Below are 19,421 nucleotides of genomic sequence, written 5' to 3' on the forward strand. Positions count from 1 at the left end.
CTTAATATATCCATATTGCAGTTCCCATAGGCATATTATCATATATATACTTTGCATTTTCTAATGCCAGTCGTACACATCCATGTGATAAAGATGCTCCTAAAGTTCCATCTACAACATTACCATTTATATCATAAAGTATACTATGAAATAAATAATTTCCTTGTATTTGGGTGTAGTATTTACATATAACATTATTCGCTGTTTTGAATGCCGGACCTTTACCTTGTACAAAAAAATGCCCTGTTACTGTAGGTGTTTCTGCTGCTCCAGAGGTGCATGGAAAAGTATTTATAAGACTCCAACCGTGATTACTTCCATTGAAAATATACACACGTTGTTCTTTAAGAGAAGCTATTATTAAATATTTTGTATAACTGCTTAAATCGTTTGAATTTGCAACTCCCTCAGCTGCTGATTTATAGGCTTGCACTTCTTGATTTGAAGCTGGTCCAAGATTAGAATTGCACATTTTATCTGATGTAGGTGTTTCTTTTAGTAATTTCATTGTATTATCAGAAACGGATCCATCCATAGTTACATTGTGTCTATATTGAAAATCCCTTACAGCCCAATCAGTTTGGACCCCAAATTTACCATCATCTGAAACTGGATATCCATAACTAATGAGTTTATCCTGAATATACTTTACTTTTTCCCCTTTAGAACCAACCTTATATACCTCCGGTTTTTTCTCTTCTAGTTTTTTCACTTCATTTTTGGCTTTTTGTTTTTTTGATGCTAAATTTTCAGATTTGACATTATTTTTTAGATTACTTTTTGTATTTGCTGAACATCCACAAAAAGATAAAACAACTAATAAAATTAACACAAAAAAAATATTTCTTTTCTTCATTGTTAAAACCCTTCATCCCTATATAATATAATAAGTTCATATTCCATGAACTTATTATATACTTTTATAAATGTCGTGTAAATACATTTTCTAAAATTTTACATTTATACACTTATACTTACGGAGACATTTAAACATTCTTTATTGTTTTCGAGAACAGGTTTTACACATTCATTTATATAATCTTCTACCTGACCTGATGATCTCCCTGTAAATTTTTTAGGATCTATAATCTCATCAATTTCCTCCTCAGTTAACTTAAACATAGGATTCTTCTTAATTTTATCTATCAAATCATTCGATAATCCTTCCTGCTTTATTCTTTTAGCAGTTTCCATAGAGTACTCCCTTATTACTTCATGTAATTCCTGTCTATCTCCTCCTCTTTTAACGGCTTCCATCATTATATTTTCTGTAGCCATAAAAGGAAGTTCATTTTTAACATGAGAAGCTATAACTTTTTCATACACTACCATATTACTTGATACATTTATATAAAGGTTTAATACGCCATCTAAGGCCAAAAACCCCTCTGCAACTGAAAGCCTTTTATTAGCAGAATCATCAAGGGTTCTTTCAAACCATTGTGTAGATGACGTTATAGCTGGATTTAAAGCATCTACAATAACGTATCTAGAAAGTGCACTTATTCTTTCTGATCTCATAGGATTTCTTTTATATGCCATAGCAGAAGATCCTATTTGATTCTTTTCAAAAGGTTCTTCCATTTCCTTCATATTTTGAAGTATTCTAAGATCATTGCTAAATTTATATGCGCTTTGGGCAATTTCAGATAGTGTATTTAAAACTATGGAATCCACTTTTCTTGGATAAGTTTGACCTGTAACATTGTATGCTTTCTTGAATCCCATTTTGCTTACTACTCTTTTCTCTAACTCCTTAACTTTACTTTCATCTCCATTAAAAAGTTCCATAAAACTAGCTTGAGTTCCTGTTGTTCCCTTAACGCCTCTTAATTTTAAATTTTCAATTACAAAATCCAAATTCTCAAGATCTATCATTAAATCCTGTATCCAAAGTGTGCATCTCTTTCCAACAGTAGTCAATTGTGCTGGTTGAAGATGTGTAAAGCCAAGCGTTGGTAACGCTTTATATTTAAGTGCAAATTGACTTAAATGACTTATTACATTAATTAGCTTCCTTTTGATTATTAATAATGCTTCCTTCATTATTATTATATCTGTGTTATCTCCAACATAACATGATGTAGCTCCAAGATGAATTATTCCCTTTGCTGATGGACATTGAACACCATAAGCATATACATGGCTCATAACATCATGTCTTACTATTTTTTCTCTTTCTTCAGCTGCTTCGTAATTTATATCATCAATATGCTTTTTAAGTTCATCAACCTGATCTTGTGTTATATTGAGTCCAAGTTCCATTTCACTCTCTGCAAGTGCTACCCAAAGTTTTCTCCAGGTTTTAAACTTCATCTCATCAGAAAATAGATAACTCATATCAGCTGAAGCATATCTCCTATTAAGTGGTGTTTCGTAAGCATTTCTCATAATATACCTCCGTACGTAATCTTTATAATTATAATATTCGTTTATAGTATATCATATATTCATTAACAATTTAATATATTTTATTCGTGTTTTTTATATGTATCTTTTAAAATAAAAAACAATGAAAATTAAAATTTTCATTGTTTTTTTATTTTAAACTATTCATCTAATGATTCTATTAATTTAACGATTTCTTCTGCTGCTAATGCTTCATCATCACCAGAAACAATTATTTTAATTGTACTATCCTTAGTTACTCCTAAAGATAAAACACCAATTAAACTTTTAGCATTTGCTTTTTTACCATTGAATTCCATATTAACATCTGATTTAAAGCTAGAAGCCTTTTTTACAAGTAAAGTCGCTGGCCTAGCATGTAAACCAGTTGCACTTTTTACAATAACACTTTTTGTTACCATTTAATAACCACCTCTATATAATTAATTGTTAATTTAGCTTAGTACAGTATAACATAATATGATAACATATTCAATAAAATTTTCACAAATTCCTACTAGTCAATACAAAATTGAACAAATTCTTTTCCTGCTTCTTTGACAAAATAATCAACATCGTAGCTTTTTACTCGCTCAGAATTTGTTATTACAACAGGAGTAGTTATTGATGCATTCTTTTCTAAAAGCTCTCTATCAAAGCTTAATATTTTATCTCCTGCCTTTACACTATCTCCAACTTTTACATACAATGCAAAGCCTTTTCCCTCTAATTTTGCACTATCAAGTCCAATATGGATAAGTACTTTTATCCCATCTTCATTTTCTACTGCAATGGCGTGATTTGTTTTATATATTAAAACAATCTTACCATCAATTGGTGAAACAACATTGCCATCAGACGGCTCTATAGCTGCCCCTTCACCCATTATCTTTTTATTAAACAAATAATCATTTACATCTGACAAAGGAAGAACTTTACCGTTAATAGGAAGAACCATTTTTATTGTCTTGCTCATAATATCACCCCTGAATTATTAATTTAATTTATTTATAAAATCTTCTATTCTATCTAAACCTTCAATTATGTTATCCATAGAAGTTGCATATGAAAGTCTTATATAACTATCCTTTCCAAAGCCTGCACCAGGAATAGCTGCTACATTATTTTCCTCTAAAAGCTTGCTGCAAAAGTCAAAAGAACTATTTACTACTAAACCATTTATTTTCTTTCCAAAAAGTTCACTTATATTTATCATCACATAAAAAGCACCTTTAGGATTACTTCCACAGTGTATTCCTTTAATACTTTCTATCTTATTAACCATGTATTCTCTTCTCTTCTTAAATTCACCCACCATATGCTTTAAAGCATCTTGGCTGCCATTTAAAGCTTCTACACTGGCATATTGTGATATAGAATTAACATTTGCAGTTGTATGGCTTTGAATATTCGACATAAGCTTTATTATTTTTTCATTTCCTGAAGCAGCATATCCTACTCTCCATCCAGTCATAGCATAAGATTTAGACATTCCATTTATAACAACTGTTCTTTTAAAAGCATCTTCACTAAGACTTGCAATGCTTACATGCTTTTCACCATCATAAATGAGTTTTTCATATATTTCATCTGATATGATAATTAAATCTTTTTCTTTAGCAAATTCAGCAATTTTAGTGAGCTCTTCTTTAGTATAAACAGCTCCAGTTGGATTGTTAGGACTGTTTATAATTATTGCTTTTGTTTTATTAGTATATACCTTTTTAATGTCTTCAACAGTAAATTTAAAATTATTTTCTTCGTTAGTTTCTATAATTACAGAAACTCCATCATTTAATTTTACAAGTTCAGGATATGTAACCCAATATGGTGATGCAATTATAACCTCATCAAGTGGATTAAGTATTGCTGTAAATACATTTGCTAAGCACTGCTTTGCACCTGTGGAAACAATAATTTGTGATATCTCGTAATTTAAATTATTGTCTCTCTTAAACTTACTTTTTATTGCTTCTTTAAGCTCTTTTATTCCAGAAGAAGCTGTATATTTTGTATACCCCTCATTCATGGCTGAAACAGCTGCATTAATAATGTTTTGAGGTGTATTAAAGTCAGGTTCACCTGCTCCAAAACCAATTACATTTACACCCTGCTCTTTTAATTCCTTAGCCTTTGCTGTTATTGCCAAAGTTATAGATGGTGCTATAGCTTCCGCCTTTTTCGATAAAACCATTTTGTATTTCCTCCAAACTTATAGAAATATAACCCTTTAACTAGTTACTAAGTTATAATCTATTGATCTAAAATATTACAGTTTCATACTATTTCAATATATAATCAATTATAGCTGCTGTAAATCCACTGTAATTATAATTTAAAATAGATTACTATTATTACTACCAAAAACCAGCAAACAATGTTAACTAAAAATGGCATATCTTTAGTAAAGATATCCTCTGGTTTACCACCGATATTTGCCTTTTCCATTAAATATTCATATCTAAATATACCATACAATACAAAAGGGATAGTTATCATCATACTCCTATTTTGTATAGAACTAAAAGTATACAAACAATAAGCCATTAAAATTGATGGAGTGACAATTGTGAGCATTTTATCAATTAATTCTACTGAATATTCTTCTAAAATTTTTCGTGTCTTAGTACGATTTTCCTTCATCGATATAATTTCACTTTTTCTTTTATTTAAGGCAATAAATAGAGCAAGCAATATAGTACATAGTATTATCCATGGAGACAATTCAACACTTGTTGCTATACCACCACTTGCAAGTCTCATAACAAATCCAGCTGTTATTATCATCACATCTATAATAACTACGTTTTTTAAAATAAAAGAATAAAATATATTCATAACTACATACATCATTAATAAAATTAATATCTTTATATTAACTATACTCGTAAAAGTAATTATAAAAATAAGTAGTATTACATCTAAGATTATACCTTGACCTTTTGACACCTTTCCACTAGCTATTGGTCTGTATTTTTTTATAGGATGTTTTCTATCCTTGTCTGCATCTACTATGTCATTAAACACATACACACTAGAAGAGGTTAAGCAAAACATTGCAAATACAAATAAATTCATTAAAACTAGTCTTGCGTTCAAAAAATTTCCTGAAAATATAATAGCACCGAATACAAATAGATTCTTAGTCCACTGCTTTGGTCTCATAAGTAGTAATAAAGCTTTAAGATTTAATTTTTTCATAACATTCCTCCATACAATAATTTATCATACTTTGGTAATAAATAAAAGAGACTTCAAATAAATTTAAAGTCTCTCTGTAAAAATCTTTACTATCTTGGCTGAACTATTAATTTTATTGCAGTTCTTTCTTCACCATCTATTTCAATATCTGTAAAAGCTGGAATACAAACTAAATCTATACCGCTTGGTGCTACAAATCCCCTTGCTATGGCTATAGCTTTTACTGCCTGATTAATTGCTCCAGCACCTATTGCCTGAATTTCGGCAGCTCCCCTTTCTCTTAAAACTCCTGCTAAAGCACCTGCTACTGAATTTGGACTTGATTTTGCTGAAACTTTTAATACTTCCATAATAACCCTCCTACGTTGATAAAATTGTAAATAATTATTTAATAACATAGGTATATAATTCTACATATTTTAAATAATTCCTTCTAAAACCAAAAAAAAAATTATTTGGAATATAAAAATTCCCTTCAAATATTTTTGAAAGGAATTTATTTTCTAACATACATTTTTTATTTTGCATAATCAACTGCTCGGGTTTCTCTTATTACATTTATTTTAATTTGACCAGGATATTCTAATTGATCTTCTATATTTTTAACAATATTCCTTGCCATTTCTACTGAACCCGCATCGTCTACTACATCTGGTTTAACCATAATTCTGATTTCTCTTCCAGCCTGAATGGCATATGACTTTTCTACGCCTTCATAAGAATTAGCTATTTCTTCTAATTTTTCTAATCGCTTTATATATGCTTCCAGTGTTTCTCTTCTTGCACCTGGTCTTGCTGCTGATATAGCATCTGCAGCCTGAACCAAAATTGCCTCTAGTGCTTGAGGTTCAACATCACCATGATGAGCTGCTATAGCATTTACAATCAAAGAAGATTCATGATATTTTTTTGCAACTTCTGCACCAATTAATGCATGTGGTCCTTCAACTTCATGATCTACAGCTTTACCTATATCATGAAGCAATCCAGCTCTTTTAGCAAATGTAGGGTCTATTCCCAATTCAGATGCCATAAAACCTGCTAAATAAGAAACTTCTATAGAATGCTTTAAAACGTTTTGACCATAACTGGTCCTATATTTTAATCTTCCTAAAAGTCTAATCAGTTCACTATGTAGACCATGAACTCCTGTTTCAAATGTAGCTTGCTCTCCCTCTTCCTTAATATTATTTTCAACTTCTTTTTTGGCTTTTTCAACCATTTCTTCAATTCTAGCTGGATGAATTCTTCCATCTAATATTAATTTTTCAAGGGCTATTTTGGCTACTTCTCTTCTTATAGGATCAAACCCAGATAAAATAACTGCCTCAGGAGTATCATCAATTATCAAATCAACTCCAGTTAAAGTTTCGAGAGCTCTTATATTTCTGCCTTCTCTACCTATTATTCTACCTTTCATTTCATCATTAGGAAGCGCTACAACATAAACAGTAGACTCAGCTACATGATCTGCTGCACATCTTTGTATAGCATAAGTAATAATTTCTCTTGCTTTTTTATCAGCCTCTTCTTTTGCTTTTTGCTCAATATCTTTAATCATAACTGCGGTTTCATGCTTTATTTCTTTTCTTGTTTCTTCTAAAAGCATTTGCTTAGCTTCTTCAGAAGTAAATCCTGAAAGCTTTTCAAGCTCTTTTCTTTGAGTTACATATAATTCTTCAATACTGCTTTCCTTCTCTTTAATTGAGGATTCACGCTGATTGAGAACATCTTCTTTCTTTTCTAACACTTCACTTTTTTTGTCTAAACTTTCTTCTCTTTGAATATTTCTTCTTTCTAATCTTTGAATTTCATTTCTTCTTTCTCTTGTTTCCTTGTCAAGATCTGCTCTGAGTTTATGAACTTCCTCTTTTGCTTCCAGAATTGCTTCTTTCTTAGAAGATTCAGCTTCTTTTAAAGCATCCTCTTTTATTCTTTTAGCTTCTTCCTCTGCCTTTGAAAGTTTTGCCCAGGCATACTTCTTTCTAAAATATAGTTCTATTGCCACTAATACAAGTATTATAACAATGGCAATTAAAAATTTATAAATATAATTATTATTCATTGCCTCAAAACACCTCCTTTGCTTATTTTGTCACATTATTTGAAGTACATGAAAGCTATGAAAAGGTGTCATATTTATTCAATTGGCAATCATTTGAATATGCTAAACCAGTATTTGTATATAATTTATTGTATATTAAATTAACTATTATGTCAAGTTAAAGATATTTACTTTCATTTTAATATTGAATAAAAATTATAAATCTATTATGGTACTTTTAACAAAATTCCACTAAAAAAATAGAACCACTTAAATTTTAATTTGTAAGTAGGCTCTATTTTCTATAATAATTTTATATAAAGCTATTTCTTTTCATCTTCAGTAGCAGCCGTTTCTTTCTTATCAGAAAGTTTTTCTTTGCTTTGCCCATATAAAGGCAATTCATATTTTTCTCTTATTTTATTTTCAATTTCTAATCTTATATCAGGATTTTCCTTAAAAAATTGCTTTGCATTTTCTCTTCCTTGACCTAATCTCAATTCTCCATAAGAGAACCAAGCTCCACTTTTTTGAATTATATCCTCTTTCACACCAACATCTACTACATTTCCCTCATTTGATATACCTTCATTATACATTATATCAAACTCAGCTTGCTTAAATGGCGGAGCCACCTTATTTTTAACTACCTTTATCCTTGCTCTGTTACCTACTATACTTTCCCCTTGCTTTATTGAGTCTATTCTTCTTATATCAAGTCTTACAGAAGCGTAAAATTTAAGTGCTCTACCTCCAGGAGTAGTTTCCGGATTTCCAAACATTACTCCAACTTTTTCTCTAAGTTGGTTAATAAAAATAGCAACACACTTTGTTTTATCTATGGAACCTGCAAGTTTTCTAAGTGCTTGAGACATAAGTCTTGCTTGAAGTCCCACATGTGAATCTCCCATTTCTCCTTCTATTTCTGCTTTTGGAACAAGTGCCGCAACAGAATCTATTACAATTACATCAATAGCACCAGACCTTACTAATGCTTCAGCTATTTCAAGTGCCTGTTCACCTGTATCAGGTTGAGATACAATTAAATTTTCTATATCAACCCCTAACCTCTTTGCATATTGAGGATCAAGAGCATGTTCAGCATCAATAAACGCAGCTGCGCCACCTTTTTTTTGAGCTTCAGCTACAATATGTAGTGCTACTGTAGTTTTACCTGAAGACTCAGGTCCAAATATTTCAACGACCCTTCCTCTAGGAACGCCTCCTATTCCAAGGGCAATATCTAAGGATAAGCATCCAGTTGATATTGAATCAACGTTAAGGGTACTATGTTCTCCTAATTTCATTATTGAACCTTTTCCAAACTGCTTTTCTATTTGACTCATAGCCGTATCTATAGCTTTTAATTTATCATTATCCATATTACTCCCCTAAGGGCTCACCAACCTCTCTATATCGAACATTTGTTCTTACACATAATATTATATAATAAAATGAACTTAAGGTCAATAATTTTTAATAATCCATCTATAATTATTTTTTACATTTTTTTGAATTTTAAACAATTTATTTATCATTCATAAAAACTTCTTTATTTTTAACAAAAATTTCGATTCCTGATACTATTGTGGCTATAACAGCTATAAACATAGTTATTTTAGTTCCATAGTAAAAAAATTTAACTATGTCTTTATTATGTATACCAAGTATATTTAAATTATCTACAATGTGTGCAAACATCATATTTTTTCTTATATTTATGTATAAAAGTGCAAAAATAACAGCTACAATTTGGCATACAGTTTTAATTTTTCCCCACCAATTAGCTGCTATTACCATTCCCTCAGCTGCTGCTACACTTCTAAGTCCAGTTACAGCAAATTCTCTTGCGATTATTACTATTGCTACAAATGCATGTATAACATGAAATTCAACTAAAGTTATAAGTGCTGCAGAAACAAGTAATTTATCTGCAAGCGGATCCATTATTTTTCCAAATCTTGTTATTTGATTTCTGCTTCTAGCTATATAGCCATCAAGTTTATCAGTAATTGCAGCTAAAATAAATATAACAGTAGCTATAGTTTTACCAAACGGAATTCCTTTAGGTACTATAAAAACCAAAAATACAGGAACTAAAAAGATTCTAAGTAAAGTTAACTTATTTGCAAGATTCATAACATACAACTCCTATTAAATCATATTCTAAACTTCCAGTAATTTTTACATCAACAAATTCTCCATCTCTTATCACTTTATCGCACTTAAAAAATACTTGCCCATCAATATCTGGAGCCATTTCGTAATTTCTTCCATACCAATATTCCCCATTAAACCCCTCAACTAAAACCTTATATATTTTTCCTATCTTTTGCAAATTTATTTTTTTGGATATACCTTGTTGAATTAGCATTATATCTTCTTGTCTTTTTTCCTTTATTTCCTCATTGATTTGCATTGGCATTTCAGCCGCCTTAGTTCCTTCTTCTCTAGAATATTTAAAAACTCCAAGCTTATCAAATCCAGTTTTACTTACAAATTTACAGAGTTCATTAAAATTCTCCTCAGTTTCTCCCGGAAAACCAACTATTAAAGATGTTCTTAATGCAATTCCATTGACTTTTTTCTTTATAAGTGTAATCTTTTCAATAATTTCTTCTTTTCTTGTCTTTCTACACATCTTTTTTAATATATCATCACTTATATGTTGAATTGGCATATCAATATATTTACATACCTTAGGATTAGAAGCTATTTCATCTATAAGCTCATCAGTAATTTCTTCCGGGTAACAATACATAATTCTAATCCACTCTACACCATTAATTAAAGATATTTTATTTATTAATTCATGGATTAGCTTTTTCCCATATAGGTCAACTCCATATCTTGAGGTATCTTGAGCTATAAGTATTAATTCCTTTGTCCCATTTTGCACTAAATTTTCAGCCTCTTCAATAATGTCCTCAATCCTTCTGCTTCTATATTTTCCTCTTATTTTAGGTATTATACAGTATGAACAAAAATTGTTACAACCTTCTGCAATTCTAAGATATGCTGAATAAGTAGATGTTGTTATAATTCTCTTACCTTCATTAATATTTACATCACTATAATTGCAATATATTTCCTTTTCACCGTTCTTAAAAAAATCTGTTATTATTTCATCTAATTTATTATAACTATTTACACCTAATATACCATCAATTTCAGGCATAAGTTCCATTAATTCTTTACCATATCTTTGAGTAAGGCATCCAGTTGCTATAAGCATCTTACATTTATAATTTTTCTTATATGTACTCATTTCTAGTATAGTATTTATAGATTCCTGCTTTGATGATTCAATAAAACCACAGGTATTTACAAGAATTATATCTGCTTCTTTTGGATCATTTACAATCTCATAATTGTCTTTTGCATTTCCGAGTATTATTTCACTATCTACTCTATTTTTATCACATCCTAAACTAACCACTCCAAATTTCAATTTACCCATTATGCTTCCTCCCAGTGCATCTATTTAAACAAATACATGTTATATTTTATTACTTTAAAAGAAATTAAACAAGTAAATTTTGTCTTATTCAAGAATTGTTAATACATATTAACTACAATTTACTGTGCGGCTTCAATTTCTTCTTTAGTTATAAGTATATTTCTTGGCTTACTTCCATCCCTTTGAGATATATATCCTTTCTCTTCCATTTGCTCTATTATCCTCGCAGCTCTGTTATATCCAATTCTCAATTTTCTTTGGATAAGTGATGTTGATGCCTGATTATTCTCAAGCACTACTTTCAAGGCTTCATTTAAAAGCTCATCATCATTAGAATTAGAATTTTCTACAGTATTATTTATTTCCTCCATTATCTCTTCTTTATACTCAGATTTTCCTACCTGGTTTTTAATAAACCCAACAATTCTTTCAACTTCTTCTTCGGATATGAACGCTCCTTGTATTCTAAGTGGCTTTGATTCTCCTACTGGATTAAAAAGCATATCTCCCTTTCCAAGAAGTTTTTCTGCACCACCTACATCAAGTATAGTACGCGAGTCAATTTGACTTGAAACTGCAAAAGATATTCTTGAAGGTATATTTGCCTTTATAACTCCAGTAATTACATCTACAGATGGTCTTTGAGTAGCAATTACAAGATGCATTCCAGCAGCTCTTGCCATTTGCGCAAGTCTCCCTATGTAATCTTCAACATCATTAGGGCAAACCATCATAAGATCTGCTAATTCATCAATTATTATAACAATCCATGGCATTTTGCTTTCTCCAGTTTTACGGCAAAGTTCGTTATATCCTTCTACGTTTCTAACGTTATTATCTGCAAACATCTTATATCTTCTTGTCATTTCATTAACAGCCCAATTTAAAGCCCCTGCTGCTTTCTTTGGATTTGTAACAACTGGTATCAAAAGATGAGGAATGCCATTATATATATTTAACTCTACAACCTTTGGATCTATCATTAAAAGTTTAACATCAGCTGGAGGATATTTATACAATAAACTAATTATTAAAGTATTTATGCACACACTTTTTCCGGAACCAGTTGCACCAGCTATAAGAAGATGTGGCATTTTAGTTAAATCTGTAACTACGCAATTTCCACCAATATCCTTACCAAGTGCAAATGCCAAATTAGACTTAGCATTCAAAAATGCATCTGATTCAATTACTTCACTTAAAAAGACAGATGTGAGTTCTTTATTAGGAACTTCTATTCCTATAGCAGCCTTTCCAGGTATCGGAGCTTCAATTCTAACTCCTGCTGAAGCCAAGTTAAGTGCTATATCATCAGCTAAATTAACTATTTTACTTACCTTTACTCCAGCGCTTGGTTGGAGTTCATACCTTGTTACCGAAGGTCCTCTTGATACTTGTATGACTTTTGCATCCACACCAAAACTATTCAAAGTATCTGTAAGTTTTTCTGCGCTTGACAACAGTTCTTTTTTATCACTTTTATTTAGTTTAACCATTTCATTTTGATTAAGCAAGCTTAAAGGTGGGCATTCATAATCAATTTCTAATTCTGAATTTGAATTTTGCTCTATTTCACTTTCTAACTCCTTGCTTATGTTTTCATTATCAGATTTGCTTAAAGAATCATTTATTTTAATATCATCATTATGTTGTCCACTTTTTCCATCAGTTAAATTACCATCATTTTTAAGAAAATCTACTATCTTAATTTTATCAGATATCTTTTGGGTTAATGGTTTTTCATAATTACTATTTTCCTCAATTTTATTATCATCAAAGCTATTTTCTTCTTTAATTACAGGAGCTGTTTTAGTTCTTTTATGAATTCTTTTTGCTATTATATCCCCTAAGGATTTTTGAGAAATTAAAAGAAATGCAACTAAATACAATGATATAAATATTACAACACATCCATTACCAAATAACTTATAAATGGGTATATCAATTAAATACGATACTACTCCACCATGTATTATATCATCGCTTATGTATATCCTTTTTATTCCTTCTGAAATACTATTATTTATAAAATATTGATCTAAAACATTCATTTGTATAATCATCAATGTGTTTATAAACATTAAAATAATTCCATAAAATCTTTTACTAAAATTAATTTTTCCCCTTTTTATTATGTAACATATTCCAATAAATATTAAAAATATAGGAAGCACATATGCTCCAAGTCCAATTATCGTAAAAAGAAGTTTTCTCATTCCAATTCCTATTATTCCTGTAAAGCTTGTAAAAAACATACTGAGTGAAGAAAATACTCCAAATCCCAAAATTGCAATTCCTGCTATATCACTATTTAAAGTAGTTTCAGAAGATTTTTCATATGATTTTTTTCTGTTTCTCTTTCTAGACAACTGTATCACCCCCACTGATTTATTTTCTACAAAAAATATTATAATCCTTTTTAAATGATAAAGTATCTATTAATATTAATTAACCATAGGATTCCCTATGGCTTTTTAATTTCAATAAGTTCATTTAATTTTTTTATTGATTCTTTTATTCCTCCAACTTCATCAATAAGTCCACAATCAACTGCTTGCTTTCCAATTAGTATTGTGCCCATATCATTTAATAAATCATTAGTTTTAGTCATCATTTCTTTTAAATTTTCTTTATTAATTTTAGAAGTTCTCACTATAAATTCAGTTATTCTTTCTTGCATTTTATTAAAGTATTCAAAAGTTTGAGGTACCCCAAGCACAAGTCCATTCATTCTTATAGGATGTATTATCATTGTGGCACTTGGGGAAATAAATGAATAATTAGCCGATGTTGCGAGTGGAACTCCTATCGAATGCCCTCCTCCTATCACAAGCGATACCGTTGGTTTACTTAAACTATTTATCATTTCCGATATAGCAAGCCCTGCCTCTACATCTCCTCCAACGGTATTAAGCACAATTAGAACTCCTTCTACTTTTGCGTTGTTTTCCATGGATATAAGTTCTGGTATAATGTGTTCATATTTTGTAGTTTTAGTTTGCGATGGTAATACTCCATGCCCTTCAATTTGGCCTATTATTTGTATAAATTGTATTCGCTGGTCAGCCTCAGGAACACTTTGTAACCCTAATTCCTTTATCTCATCATTATTTTCATTTTTTTCTTCTTCCATTAATTATCCCTCCTGCACATATAATAATATTGTGTGCAGAAAATATAAAATAATACTAAATATTTTATTTATTACATAAATTAAATTCATTATGAAGTGCATTTACAGCCTTTTCTTTTTCAGATGATTTTATAAGACACCAAATTGTAGTATGGGAATCCGCTGTTTGCAAGACTTCTATATCTTCTTTTGTCAAAGCTTTTAATATTTTTGCCATTACTCCAGGAACACCGCAAATCTTATTTCCAATAATTGAAATTTTACTACAGTTCTTTGTAATAGAATAAATTATTTTAAATTTATCCATTATATATTGAAATTTAATTAAACTGCTTTCATTGATAGTAAATACGCTCTCTCTTGGAAATAAATTTATTAAATCTATACTTATACCATTTAATGCAAGTATATTTAAAATATCACCATAATTAGTGCTACTTTTATTATCTTTAAGTTTAATTTCCACTTGAATTCTACCACTTAAGCAAGTTATTCCTGTTATTAATTCTTTACCCTCAATTTCTCCAATATCATTTATCAAAGTGCCTTTGCAATCGCTAAGCGTATTTTTTACTACAAGCGGTACATTGCCATTCATAGCAATTTCAACTGCTCTAGGATGAATAACCTTAGCTCCCTGCTGTGCAAATTCAAACAATTCATTATAGCTTATCTTTTCTATTAGAGAAGCACCTCTAACAATCCTTGGGTCAGCTGTCATTATTCCATCTACATCAGTATATATCTCTATTTTTTCTGCTCTAACTGCGCATCCAACAATAGAAGCTGTAACATCGCTTCCACCTCTGCCTAAAGTAGTAAAAAAGCCCTTTTCGCTTTTTCCTTGAAAACCAGCTATAACAGGAACTTTCCCACTTTTAACTGTTTCCATAAGACAACAAGGATCTACAGTTTTAACAGAAGCATTATTATAGTTATCATCAGTTATAATTCCAGCCTGCCCTCCTGTAAACGGGACTGCTTTAATTCCATTTTCATTAAGTTCGCTGCTAACTACTACAGCACTTATAAGTTCACCACAGCACATTAAAAGATCTACTGCCAATTTATTATTACTTTTAAATTCTTCATTTACAAGAGAGAGAAGGGTATCTGTTGCATATGGCTCTCCTTTTCTTCCCATAGCCGAAACTATTACTATAGGAGAATAGCCTTTCTTTTGAGCATCTAAAACTTTATTTACAACACATTTTCTTCTTTCGTGATTGGATACGGATGTTCCTCCAAATTTTTGTACTATGAGTTTCATAATAATCCCCCAAATCACAAACGATTTTTTTTAATGATGGAATTATCAACATCAATAATTACAGTTCTTGCTCCTATTTTCTTTACATATTGCCATGGTACTTCAAAAAAATCACTTTTGCTAAACAATGAGAAACCAGATTTGTTATCTCCTAGAATTAGAGATCTCATATTTCCATTATCATCAATTATTATATCATTATTTTCTATCGATGAATATTTTTCTCCGTCGTTGATATTAATGATTTCATATTTTTCTATTTCACTATAAAATTTTATATTATCACCCATAACAAATTACTCCTTTAAATAAAAATTTTTATTTATTAAATATATTTATAAAAGTAATAATTTATTACAATGAATAATAGATTATAAAATAAAAAGGCTTTTACGCCCTTCTATCAAAATTAATCTTTTTGTTCTTTTTCTTGTTCCTTAATAGCATCTTTTCTTGATAAATTTATTCTGCCTTGATTATCTATATCAGTAACTTTTACTAATATCTCATCTCCAACAGAAACAATGTCTTCTACCTTTTCAACTCTTGAAACATCAAGCTTAGAAATATGAACAAGACCTTCTTTTCCAGGCAATATTTCAACAAACGCTCCAAAATTGGTTATCTTTACTACTTTTCCTAAATATACTTCTCCAATTTTAACATCCTTTGTTAGATCATCAATCATTTTTAAAGCTTTTGATGCGGATGGTCCATCAGTTGATAGAACAAAAACTTTTCCATCTTCTTTAATATCTATTTTAACTCCAGTTTCATCTATTATCTTGTTTATTGTCTTTCCACCAGTTCCAATTAAAGTTCTTATTTTTTCTGGAGCTATATTTATAGTATATGCTCTAGGTGCATAAGGTGACAATTCTTCTTTAGGCTTATCAATGCAATCTTTAATCTTATCAAGAATAAACAATCTTGCTTTTCTTGCTCCATTAATTGCATCACGTATACAATTTTCAGAAAGTCCATGAATTTTAGTATCTACCTGTATAGATGTAATTCCTTTTTCAGTACCTGCAACTTTAAAATCCATATCTCCAAAGAAATCTTCTAGACCTTGTATATCTGTAAGCACAGTTTCCTTACTTAAATCTTCACTTGTTATGAGCCCCATAGCAATTCCCGCAGCTGGTCTTTTTATTGGAACACCTGCATCAAGAAGGGCTAAAGTACTTCCACAAACACTAGCTTGTGATGTTGAACCATTAGAACTAAGAACCTCGGAAACAAGCCTTATTGTATAAGGGAATTCCTCTTCAGATGGTATTAAAGGTTCCAATGCTTTTTCTGCAAGAGCTCCATGACCTATTTCTCTTCTTCCTGGTCCTCTAAGTGGTTTAACTTCTCCAGTTGAATAAGCAGGGAAATTATAGTGATGCATATATCTCTTTGACCCTTCTGTTCCAAGTCCATCTAAAACCTGAACGTCTCCAAGAGAGCCTAAAGTTGCAACAGTCATTACTTGTGTTAATCCTCTTGTAAACAAACCAGTACCATGAGTTCTTGGAAGTAAACCAACTTCACAACTTATAGGTCTAATTTGATCAAAAGTTCTTCCATCTGGCCTCCTATGTTCATTTAAAAGCATATTTCTAACTATTTTTTTCTGAATACTATAAATTATTTCGTCAATATCCGCACCATCATCAGGATATTTTTCAGCAAATTCATCAGAAATTTTAGTTTTGACTTCTTTAAGCTTTGCATTTCTCTCTTCTCTATCAGTTATGTACATAGTTTCTTTTAACATATCAAAAGCAAACTGTGTAACATCCTTTTCTATTTCTTCTTTAGGATGATAAAGTTCTGGAATATCTTTTTCTTTGCCAAATTCTTTCATTGCTTCTTCTTGAAATTCTACTATTGTTTGACAAGCGTCGAATCCAAATTTAATAGCACTTATCATAGTTTCTTCTGGTATTTCATCTCCACCAGCTTCTATCATCATTACTCTCTCTTTTGTGGCACATACTGTTAGATTCAAGATACTTTTATTTCTTTGTTCCTCAGTAGGGTTAAGAATAAATTTATCATCTATAAGTCCTACAGAAACAGTTCCAACAGGTGTTGTGAAAGGAATACTTGAAAGGCATAGAGCCATTGACGCTCCATTCATTGCGAGTATATCTGGTGCATTATCCTGCTCAACAGACATTATTGTACATATTATTTGAACATCATTTCTATATCCCTTTGGGAATAATGGTCTAAGCGGTCTATCTATAGCTCTTGCATGAAGTATAGATTTTTCAGAAGGTTTTCCCTCTCTTTTTATAAACCCACCTGGTATTTTTCCAACAGAATATAATCTTTCTTCATATTCTACACTTAATGGGAAAAAGTCTATACCTTCACGAGGTTTTTCTGAAGCATTGACATTCACCATAACAACAGTATCACCATAGCTCATAAATATAGCACAATTAGAAAGCATTCCCGTTTTGCCGTATTCAACCTTAAGCTTTCTGCCACCAACCATAGTTTCTAATACATGTGACATACACATACCTCCTTAAAAAGTATAAAATAATTTATTTCGTAAAATAATAGAGCGGTTATGTACCGCTCCCCGACTTTATTATTTTCTTAAGCCTAAATTTTTAATTATTTCACGATATCTTTCAATATCTACAGATTCAAGATAATTTAAAAGACCTCTTCTTCTACCAACCATCATCAAAAGACCTCTTCTTGAATGGTGATCTTTTTTATGAGATTGTAAATGATCATTTAAATGATTAATTCTTTCTGTAAGTAATGCAATCTGTACTTCTGGAGAACCAGTATCTCCTTCTTTTCTTGCATATTTTGTAATTATTTCTTGTTTTCTTGCTTTATCCATTAATAAAACACCTCCATTAATTATCCCCTTATTCCAAGAATATCGTCGGTGATTCAGTACTCTTAGCATAAGGTTTCCACGTGTAATTATAACAAAGAAACTTGAAAATGTAAATTAAAAATTCTATTTTTTACTAAAATTATTTTTTAAATCTTTTGATTTCGCAAAATTTTTATCTTTTTCAAGTTGATTCCTTAATTCCTCTAAATTATTAAATTTAACTTCATCTCTTATTTTTTCAATAAAATTAACTTTTATACTTTTTTCATATATATTTTCATTAAAATTTAACATATAACTTTCTATTGAAAAGTCACTATTTCTTACTGTAGGGGCATATCCAATATCAGTTATAGCTTTATATTTTTTGTTATTATATTCTACAATCGTGTAATAAACACCAACTGCTGGAACCACAAAGTTATTATCATATTTTAAATTAGCTGTAGGAAATCCCAATGTTCTTCCAACTTCTCGTCCATGTATAACTGTTCCTTTAAGGGAATATGGTCTTAAAAGCATCTCATTTGCCTTTATAATTTCACCATTAGTTATATATTTTCTTATGGAAGTACTGCTTACAATTTCTCCATTCACTTTAATAGGCTCTACAATATAAAGTTCAAAACCATATTTTTCGCTTAATTTTTTAAGAAGATTTACATCTCCTTGATTTTTATATCCAAATTTATGATTAAAACCTGTTATTATTCCTTTAATATTGTAAGATTTAAGCATATTTACTACATAATCTTCAGGAAGCATTTTCATTACATCATTAAAATTACATAAATTAAGTATATCAAGCCCATAATCCTCAAGAATTTGTATTTTTGTTTCATTATCCATAATGATCTTAGGCGCAATATCTTTATTAATAGTGTTGAGAGGATGTTCTTTAAAAGTATTAACCATGCTCTTAATATTATTTTTTCTGCTTAATTCTATTGCTTTATCTATTAAACTTAAATGACCTTTATGAAGTCCATCAAAACTTCCTATAGTTACATAAGTTTTATATTCCAATTTAACTTTAAAACTGTCATTTAAAACTATCATAAAATCATT

General features: G+C 30.2%; 18 protein-coding genes. All 18 read right to left on the reverse strand.

What is annotated here, in order from left to right:
- Window position 1 precedes the first annotated feature (1 nt).
- A complete protein-coding gene (locus LQK79_RS04535) occupies window positions 2–856 on the reverse strand; it encodes a L,D-transpeptidase family protein (protein ID WP_053243527.1) in 855 nt (284 codons plus the stop codon).
- 104 nt (window positions 857–960) lie between these two features.
- Window positions 961–2,391, reverse strand: a complete 1,431-nt coding sequence (purB, locus tag LQK79_RS04540) for an adenylosuccinate lyase (RefSeq protein WP_231015705.1) — start codon at window positions 2,389–2,391, stop codon at window positions 961–963.
- A 158-nt stretch (window positions 2,392–2,549) separates the two neighbouring features.
- Window positions 2,550–2,810, reverse strand: coding sequence for an HPr family phosphocarrier protein (locus LQK79_RS04545; protein WP_053243529.1), 261 nt, complete (start codon window positions 2,808–2,810; stop codon window positions 2,550–2,552).
- Between the two features lie 95 nt (window positions 2,811–2,905).
- Window positions 2,906–3,364: a PTS sugar transporter subunit IIA gene (locus LQK79_RS04550; RefSeq protein WP_053241905.1), complete on the reverse strand. Its 459-nt coding sequence runs from the start codon at window positions 3,362–3,364 to the stop codon at window positions 2,906–2,908.
- Between the two features lie 18 nt (window positions 3,365–3,382).
- A complete protein-coding gene (locus tag LQK79_RS04555) occupies window positions 3,383–4,582 on the reverse strand; it encodes a pyridoxal phosphate-dependent aminotransferase (RefSeq protein WP_231015706.1) in 1,200 nt (399 codons plus the stop codon).
- Window positions 4,583–4,716: 134 nt separating this feature from the next.
- A complete protein-coding gene (locus LQK79_RS04560; RefSeq protein WP_231015707.1) occupies window positions 4,717–5,589 on the reverse strand; it encodes a decaprenyl-phosphate phosphoribosyltransferase in 873 nt (290 codons plus the stop codon).
- 89 nt (window positions 5,590–5,678) lie between these two features.
- On the reverse strand, window positions 5,679–5,939 hold the full coding sequence (locus tag LQK79_RS04565) for a stage V sporulation protein S (RefSeq protein WP_053241904.1): 261 nt from the start codon (window positions 5,937–5,939) through the stop codon (window positions 5,679–5,681).
- A 167-nt stretch (window positions 5,940–6,106) separates the two neighbouring features.
- Complete coding sequence (gene rny, locus LQK79_RS04570; RefSeq protein ID WP_231015708.1) at window positions 6,107–7,654, reverse strand: ribonuclease Y; 1,548 nt, start codon at window positions 7,652–7,654, stop codon at window positions 6,107–6,109.
- Between the two features lie 302 nt (window positions 7,655–7,956).
- A complete protein-coding gene (gene recA / locus LQK79_RS04575; RefSeq protein ID WP_231015709.1) occupies window positions 7,957–9,015 on the reverse strand; it encodes a recombinase RecA in 1,059 nt (352 codons plus the stop codon).
- Between the two features lie 145 nt (window positions 9,016–9,160).
- The gene (gene pgsA, locus LQK79_RS04580; protein ID WP_053241903.1) at window positions 9,161–9,772 is read right to left on the reverse strand and encodes a CDP-diacylglycerol--glycerol-3-phosphate 3-phosphatidyltransferase; all 612 of its coding nucleotides are present in this window, start codon (window positions 9,770–9,772) and stop codon (window positions 9,161–9,163) included.
- Window positions 9,756–11,093, reverse strand: coding sequence for a 30S ribosomal protein S12 methylthiotransferase RimO (gene rimO, locus LQK79_RS04585; RefSeq protein ID WP_231015710.1), 1,338 nt, complete (start codon window positions 11,091–11,093; stop codon window positions 9,756–9,758). The genes pgsA and rimO overlap by 17 nt, the downstream gene beginning before the upstream one ends.
- 119 nt (window positions 11,094–11,212) lie before the next feature.
- Window positions 11,213–13,462, reverse strand: coding sequence for an FtsK/SpoIIIE family DNA translocase (locus LQK79_RS04590; RefSeq protein WP_053241902.1), 2,250 nt, complete (start codon window positions 13,460–13,462; stop codon window positions 11,213–11,215).
- A 95-nt stretch (window positions 13,463–13,557) separates the two neighbouring features.
- Window positions 13,558–14,226, reverse strand: coding sequence for a ClpP family protease (locus LQK79_RS04595; protein ID WP_053241901.1), 669 nt, complete (start codon window positions 14,224–14,226; stop codon window positions 13,558–13,560).
- Window positions 14,227–14,290: 64 nt separating this feature from the next.
- Window positions 14,291–15,496, reverse strand: coding sequence for an aspartate kinase (dapG, locus tag LQK79_RS04600; protein ID WP_231015711.1), 1,206 nt, complete (start codon window positions 15,494–15,496; stop codon window positions 14,291–14,293).
- A gap of 14 nt (window positions 15,497–15,510) precedes the next feature.
- Window positions 15,511–15,786 (reverse strand): YlmC/YmxH family sporulation protein, encoded by a 276-nt coding sequence (locus LQK79_RS04605; protein WP_231015712.1) that lies wholly within the window; start codon window positions 15,784–15,786, stop codon window positions 15,511–15,513.
- Between the two features lie 119 nt (window positions 15,787–15,905).
- On the reverse strand, window positions 15,906–18,011 hold the full coding sequence (locus tag LQK79_RS04610) for a polyribonucleotide nucleotidyltransferase (protein WP_053241898.1): 2,106 nt from the start codon (window positions 18,009–18,011) through the stop codon (window positions 15,906–15,908).
- A 78-nt stretch (window positions 18,012–18,089) separates the two neighbouring features.
- Window positions 18,090–18,353 carry a 30S ribosomal protein S15 gene (rpsO, locus tag LQK79_RS04615; protein ID WP_053241897.1) on the reverse strand — a complete coding sequence of 88 codons (264 nt, stop codon included), beginning with the start codon at window positions 18,351–18,353 and terminating at the stop codon, window positions 18,090–18,092.
- A 123-nt stretch (window positions 18,354–18,476) separates the two neighbouring features.
- Window positions 18,477–19,412 carry a bifunctional riboflavin kinase/FAD synthetase gene (locus tag LQK79_RS04620; protein ID WP_231015713.1) on the reverse strand — a complete coding sequence of 312 codons (936 nt, stop codon included), beginning with the start codon at window positions 19,410–19,412 and terminating at the stop codon, window positions 18,477–18,479.
- Between the last annotated feature and the right edge of the window lie 9 nt (window positions 19,413–19,421).

The organism is Clostridium guangxiense (assembly GCF_021043395.1).
GTDB classification, from domain to species: domain Bacteria; phylum Bacillota; class Clostridia; order Clostridiales; family Clostridiaceae; genus Clostridium_S; species Clostridium_S guangxiense.

What these genes read in the sequence shown, in the direction of transcription:
- recA (WP_231015709.1), bottom strand. Translation starts at nt 9,015, where the DNA reads ATGGATAATGATAAATTAAAAGCTATAGATACGGCTATGAGTCAAATA.
- pgsA (WP_053241903.1), bottom strand. Translation starts at nt 9,772, where the DNA reads ATGAATCTTGCAAATAAGTTAACTTTACTTAGAATCTTTTTAGTTCCT.
- LQK79_RS04535 (WP_053243527.1), bottom strand. Translation starts at nt 856, where the DNA reads ATGAAGAAAAGAAATATTTTTTTTGTGTTAATTTTATTAGTTGTTTTA.
- LQK79_RS04555 (WP_231015706.1), bottom strand. Translation starts at nt 4,582, where the DNA reads ATGGTTTTATCGAAAAAGGCGGAAGCTATAGCACCATCTATAACTTTG.
- rimO (WP_231015710.1), bottom strand. Translation starts at nt 11,093, where the DNA reads ATGGGTAAATTGAAATTTGGAGTGGTTAGTTTAGGATGTGATAAAAAT.
- LQK79_RS04605 (WP_231015712.1), bottom strand. Translation starts at nt 15,786, where the DNA reads ATGGGTGATAATATAAAATTTTATAGTGAAATAGAAAAATATGAAATC.
- LQK79_RS04545 (WP_053243529.1), bottom strand. Translation starts at nt 2,810, where the DNA reads ATGGTAACAAAAAGTGTTATTGTAAAAAGTGCAACTGGTTTACATGCT.
- purB (WP_231015705.1), bottom strand. Translation starts at nt 2,391, where the DNA reads ATGAGAAATGCTTACGAAACACCACTTAATAGGAGATATGCTTCAGCT.
- dapG (WP_231015711.1), bottom strand. Translation starts at nt 15,496, where the DNA reads ATGAAACTCATAGTACAAAAATTTGGAGGAACATCCGTATCCAATCAC.
- rny (WP_231015708.1), bottom strand. Translation starts at nt 7,654, where the DNA reads ATGAATAATAATTATATTTATAAATTTTTAATTGCCATTGTTATAATA.
- LQK79_RS04620 (WP_231015713.1), bottom strand. Translation starts at nt 19,412, where the DNA reads ATGATAGTTTTAAATGACAGTTTTAAAGTTAAATTGGAATATAAAACT.
- LQK79_RS04560 (WP_231015707.1), bottom strand. Translation starts at nt 5,589, where the DNA reads ATGAAAAAATTAAATCTTAAAGCTTTATTACTACTTATGAGACCAAAG.
- LQK79_RS04565 (WP_053241904.1), bottom strand. Translation starts at nt 5,939, where the DNA reads ATGGAAGTATTAAAAGTTTCAGCAAAATCAAGTCCAAATTCAGTAGCA.
- LQK79_RS04550 (WP_053241905.1), bottom strand. Translation starts at nt 3,364, where the DNA reads ATGAGCAAGACAATAAAAATGGTTCTTCCTATTAACGGTAAAGTTCTT.
- LQK79_RS04595 (WP_053241901.1), bottom strand. Translation starts at nt 14,226, where the DNA reads ATGGAAGAAGAAAAAAATGAAAATAATGATGAGATAAAGGAATTAGGG.
- LQK79_RS04610 (WP_053241898.1), bottom strand. Translation starts at nt 18,011, where the DNA reads ATGTCACATGTATTAGAAACTATGGTTGGTGGCAGAAAGCTTAAGGTT.
- rpsO (WP_053241897.1), bottom strand. Translation starts at nt 18,353, where the DNA reads ATGGATAAAGCAAGAAAACAAGAAATAATTACAAAATATGCAAGAAAA.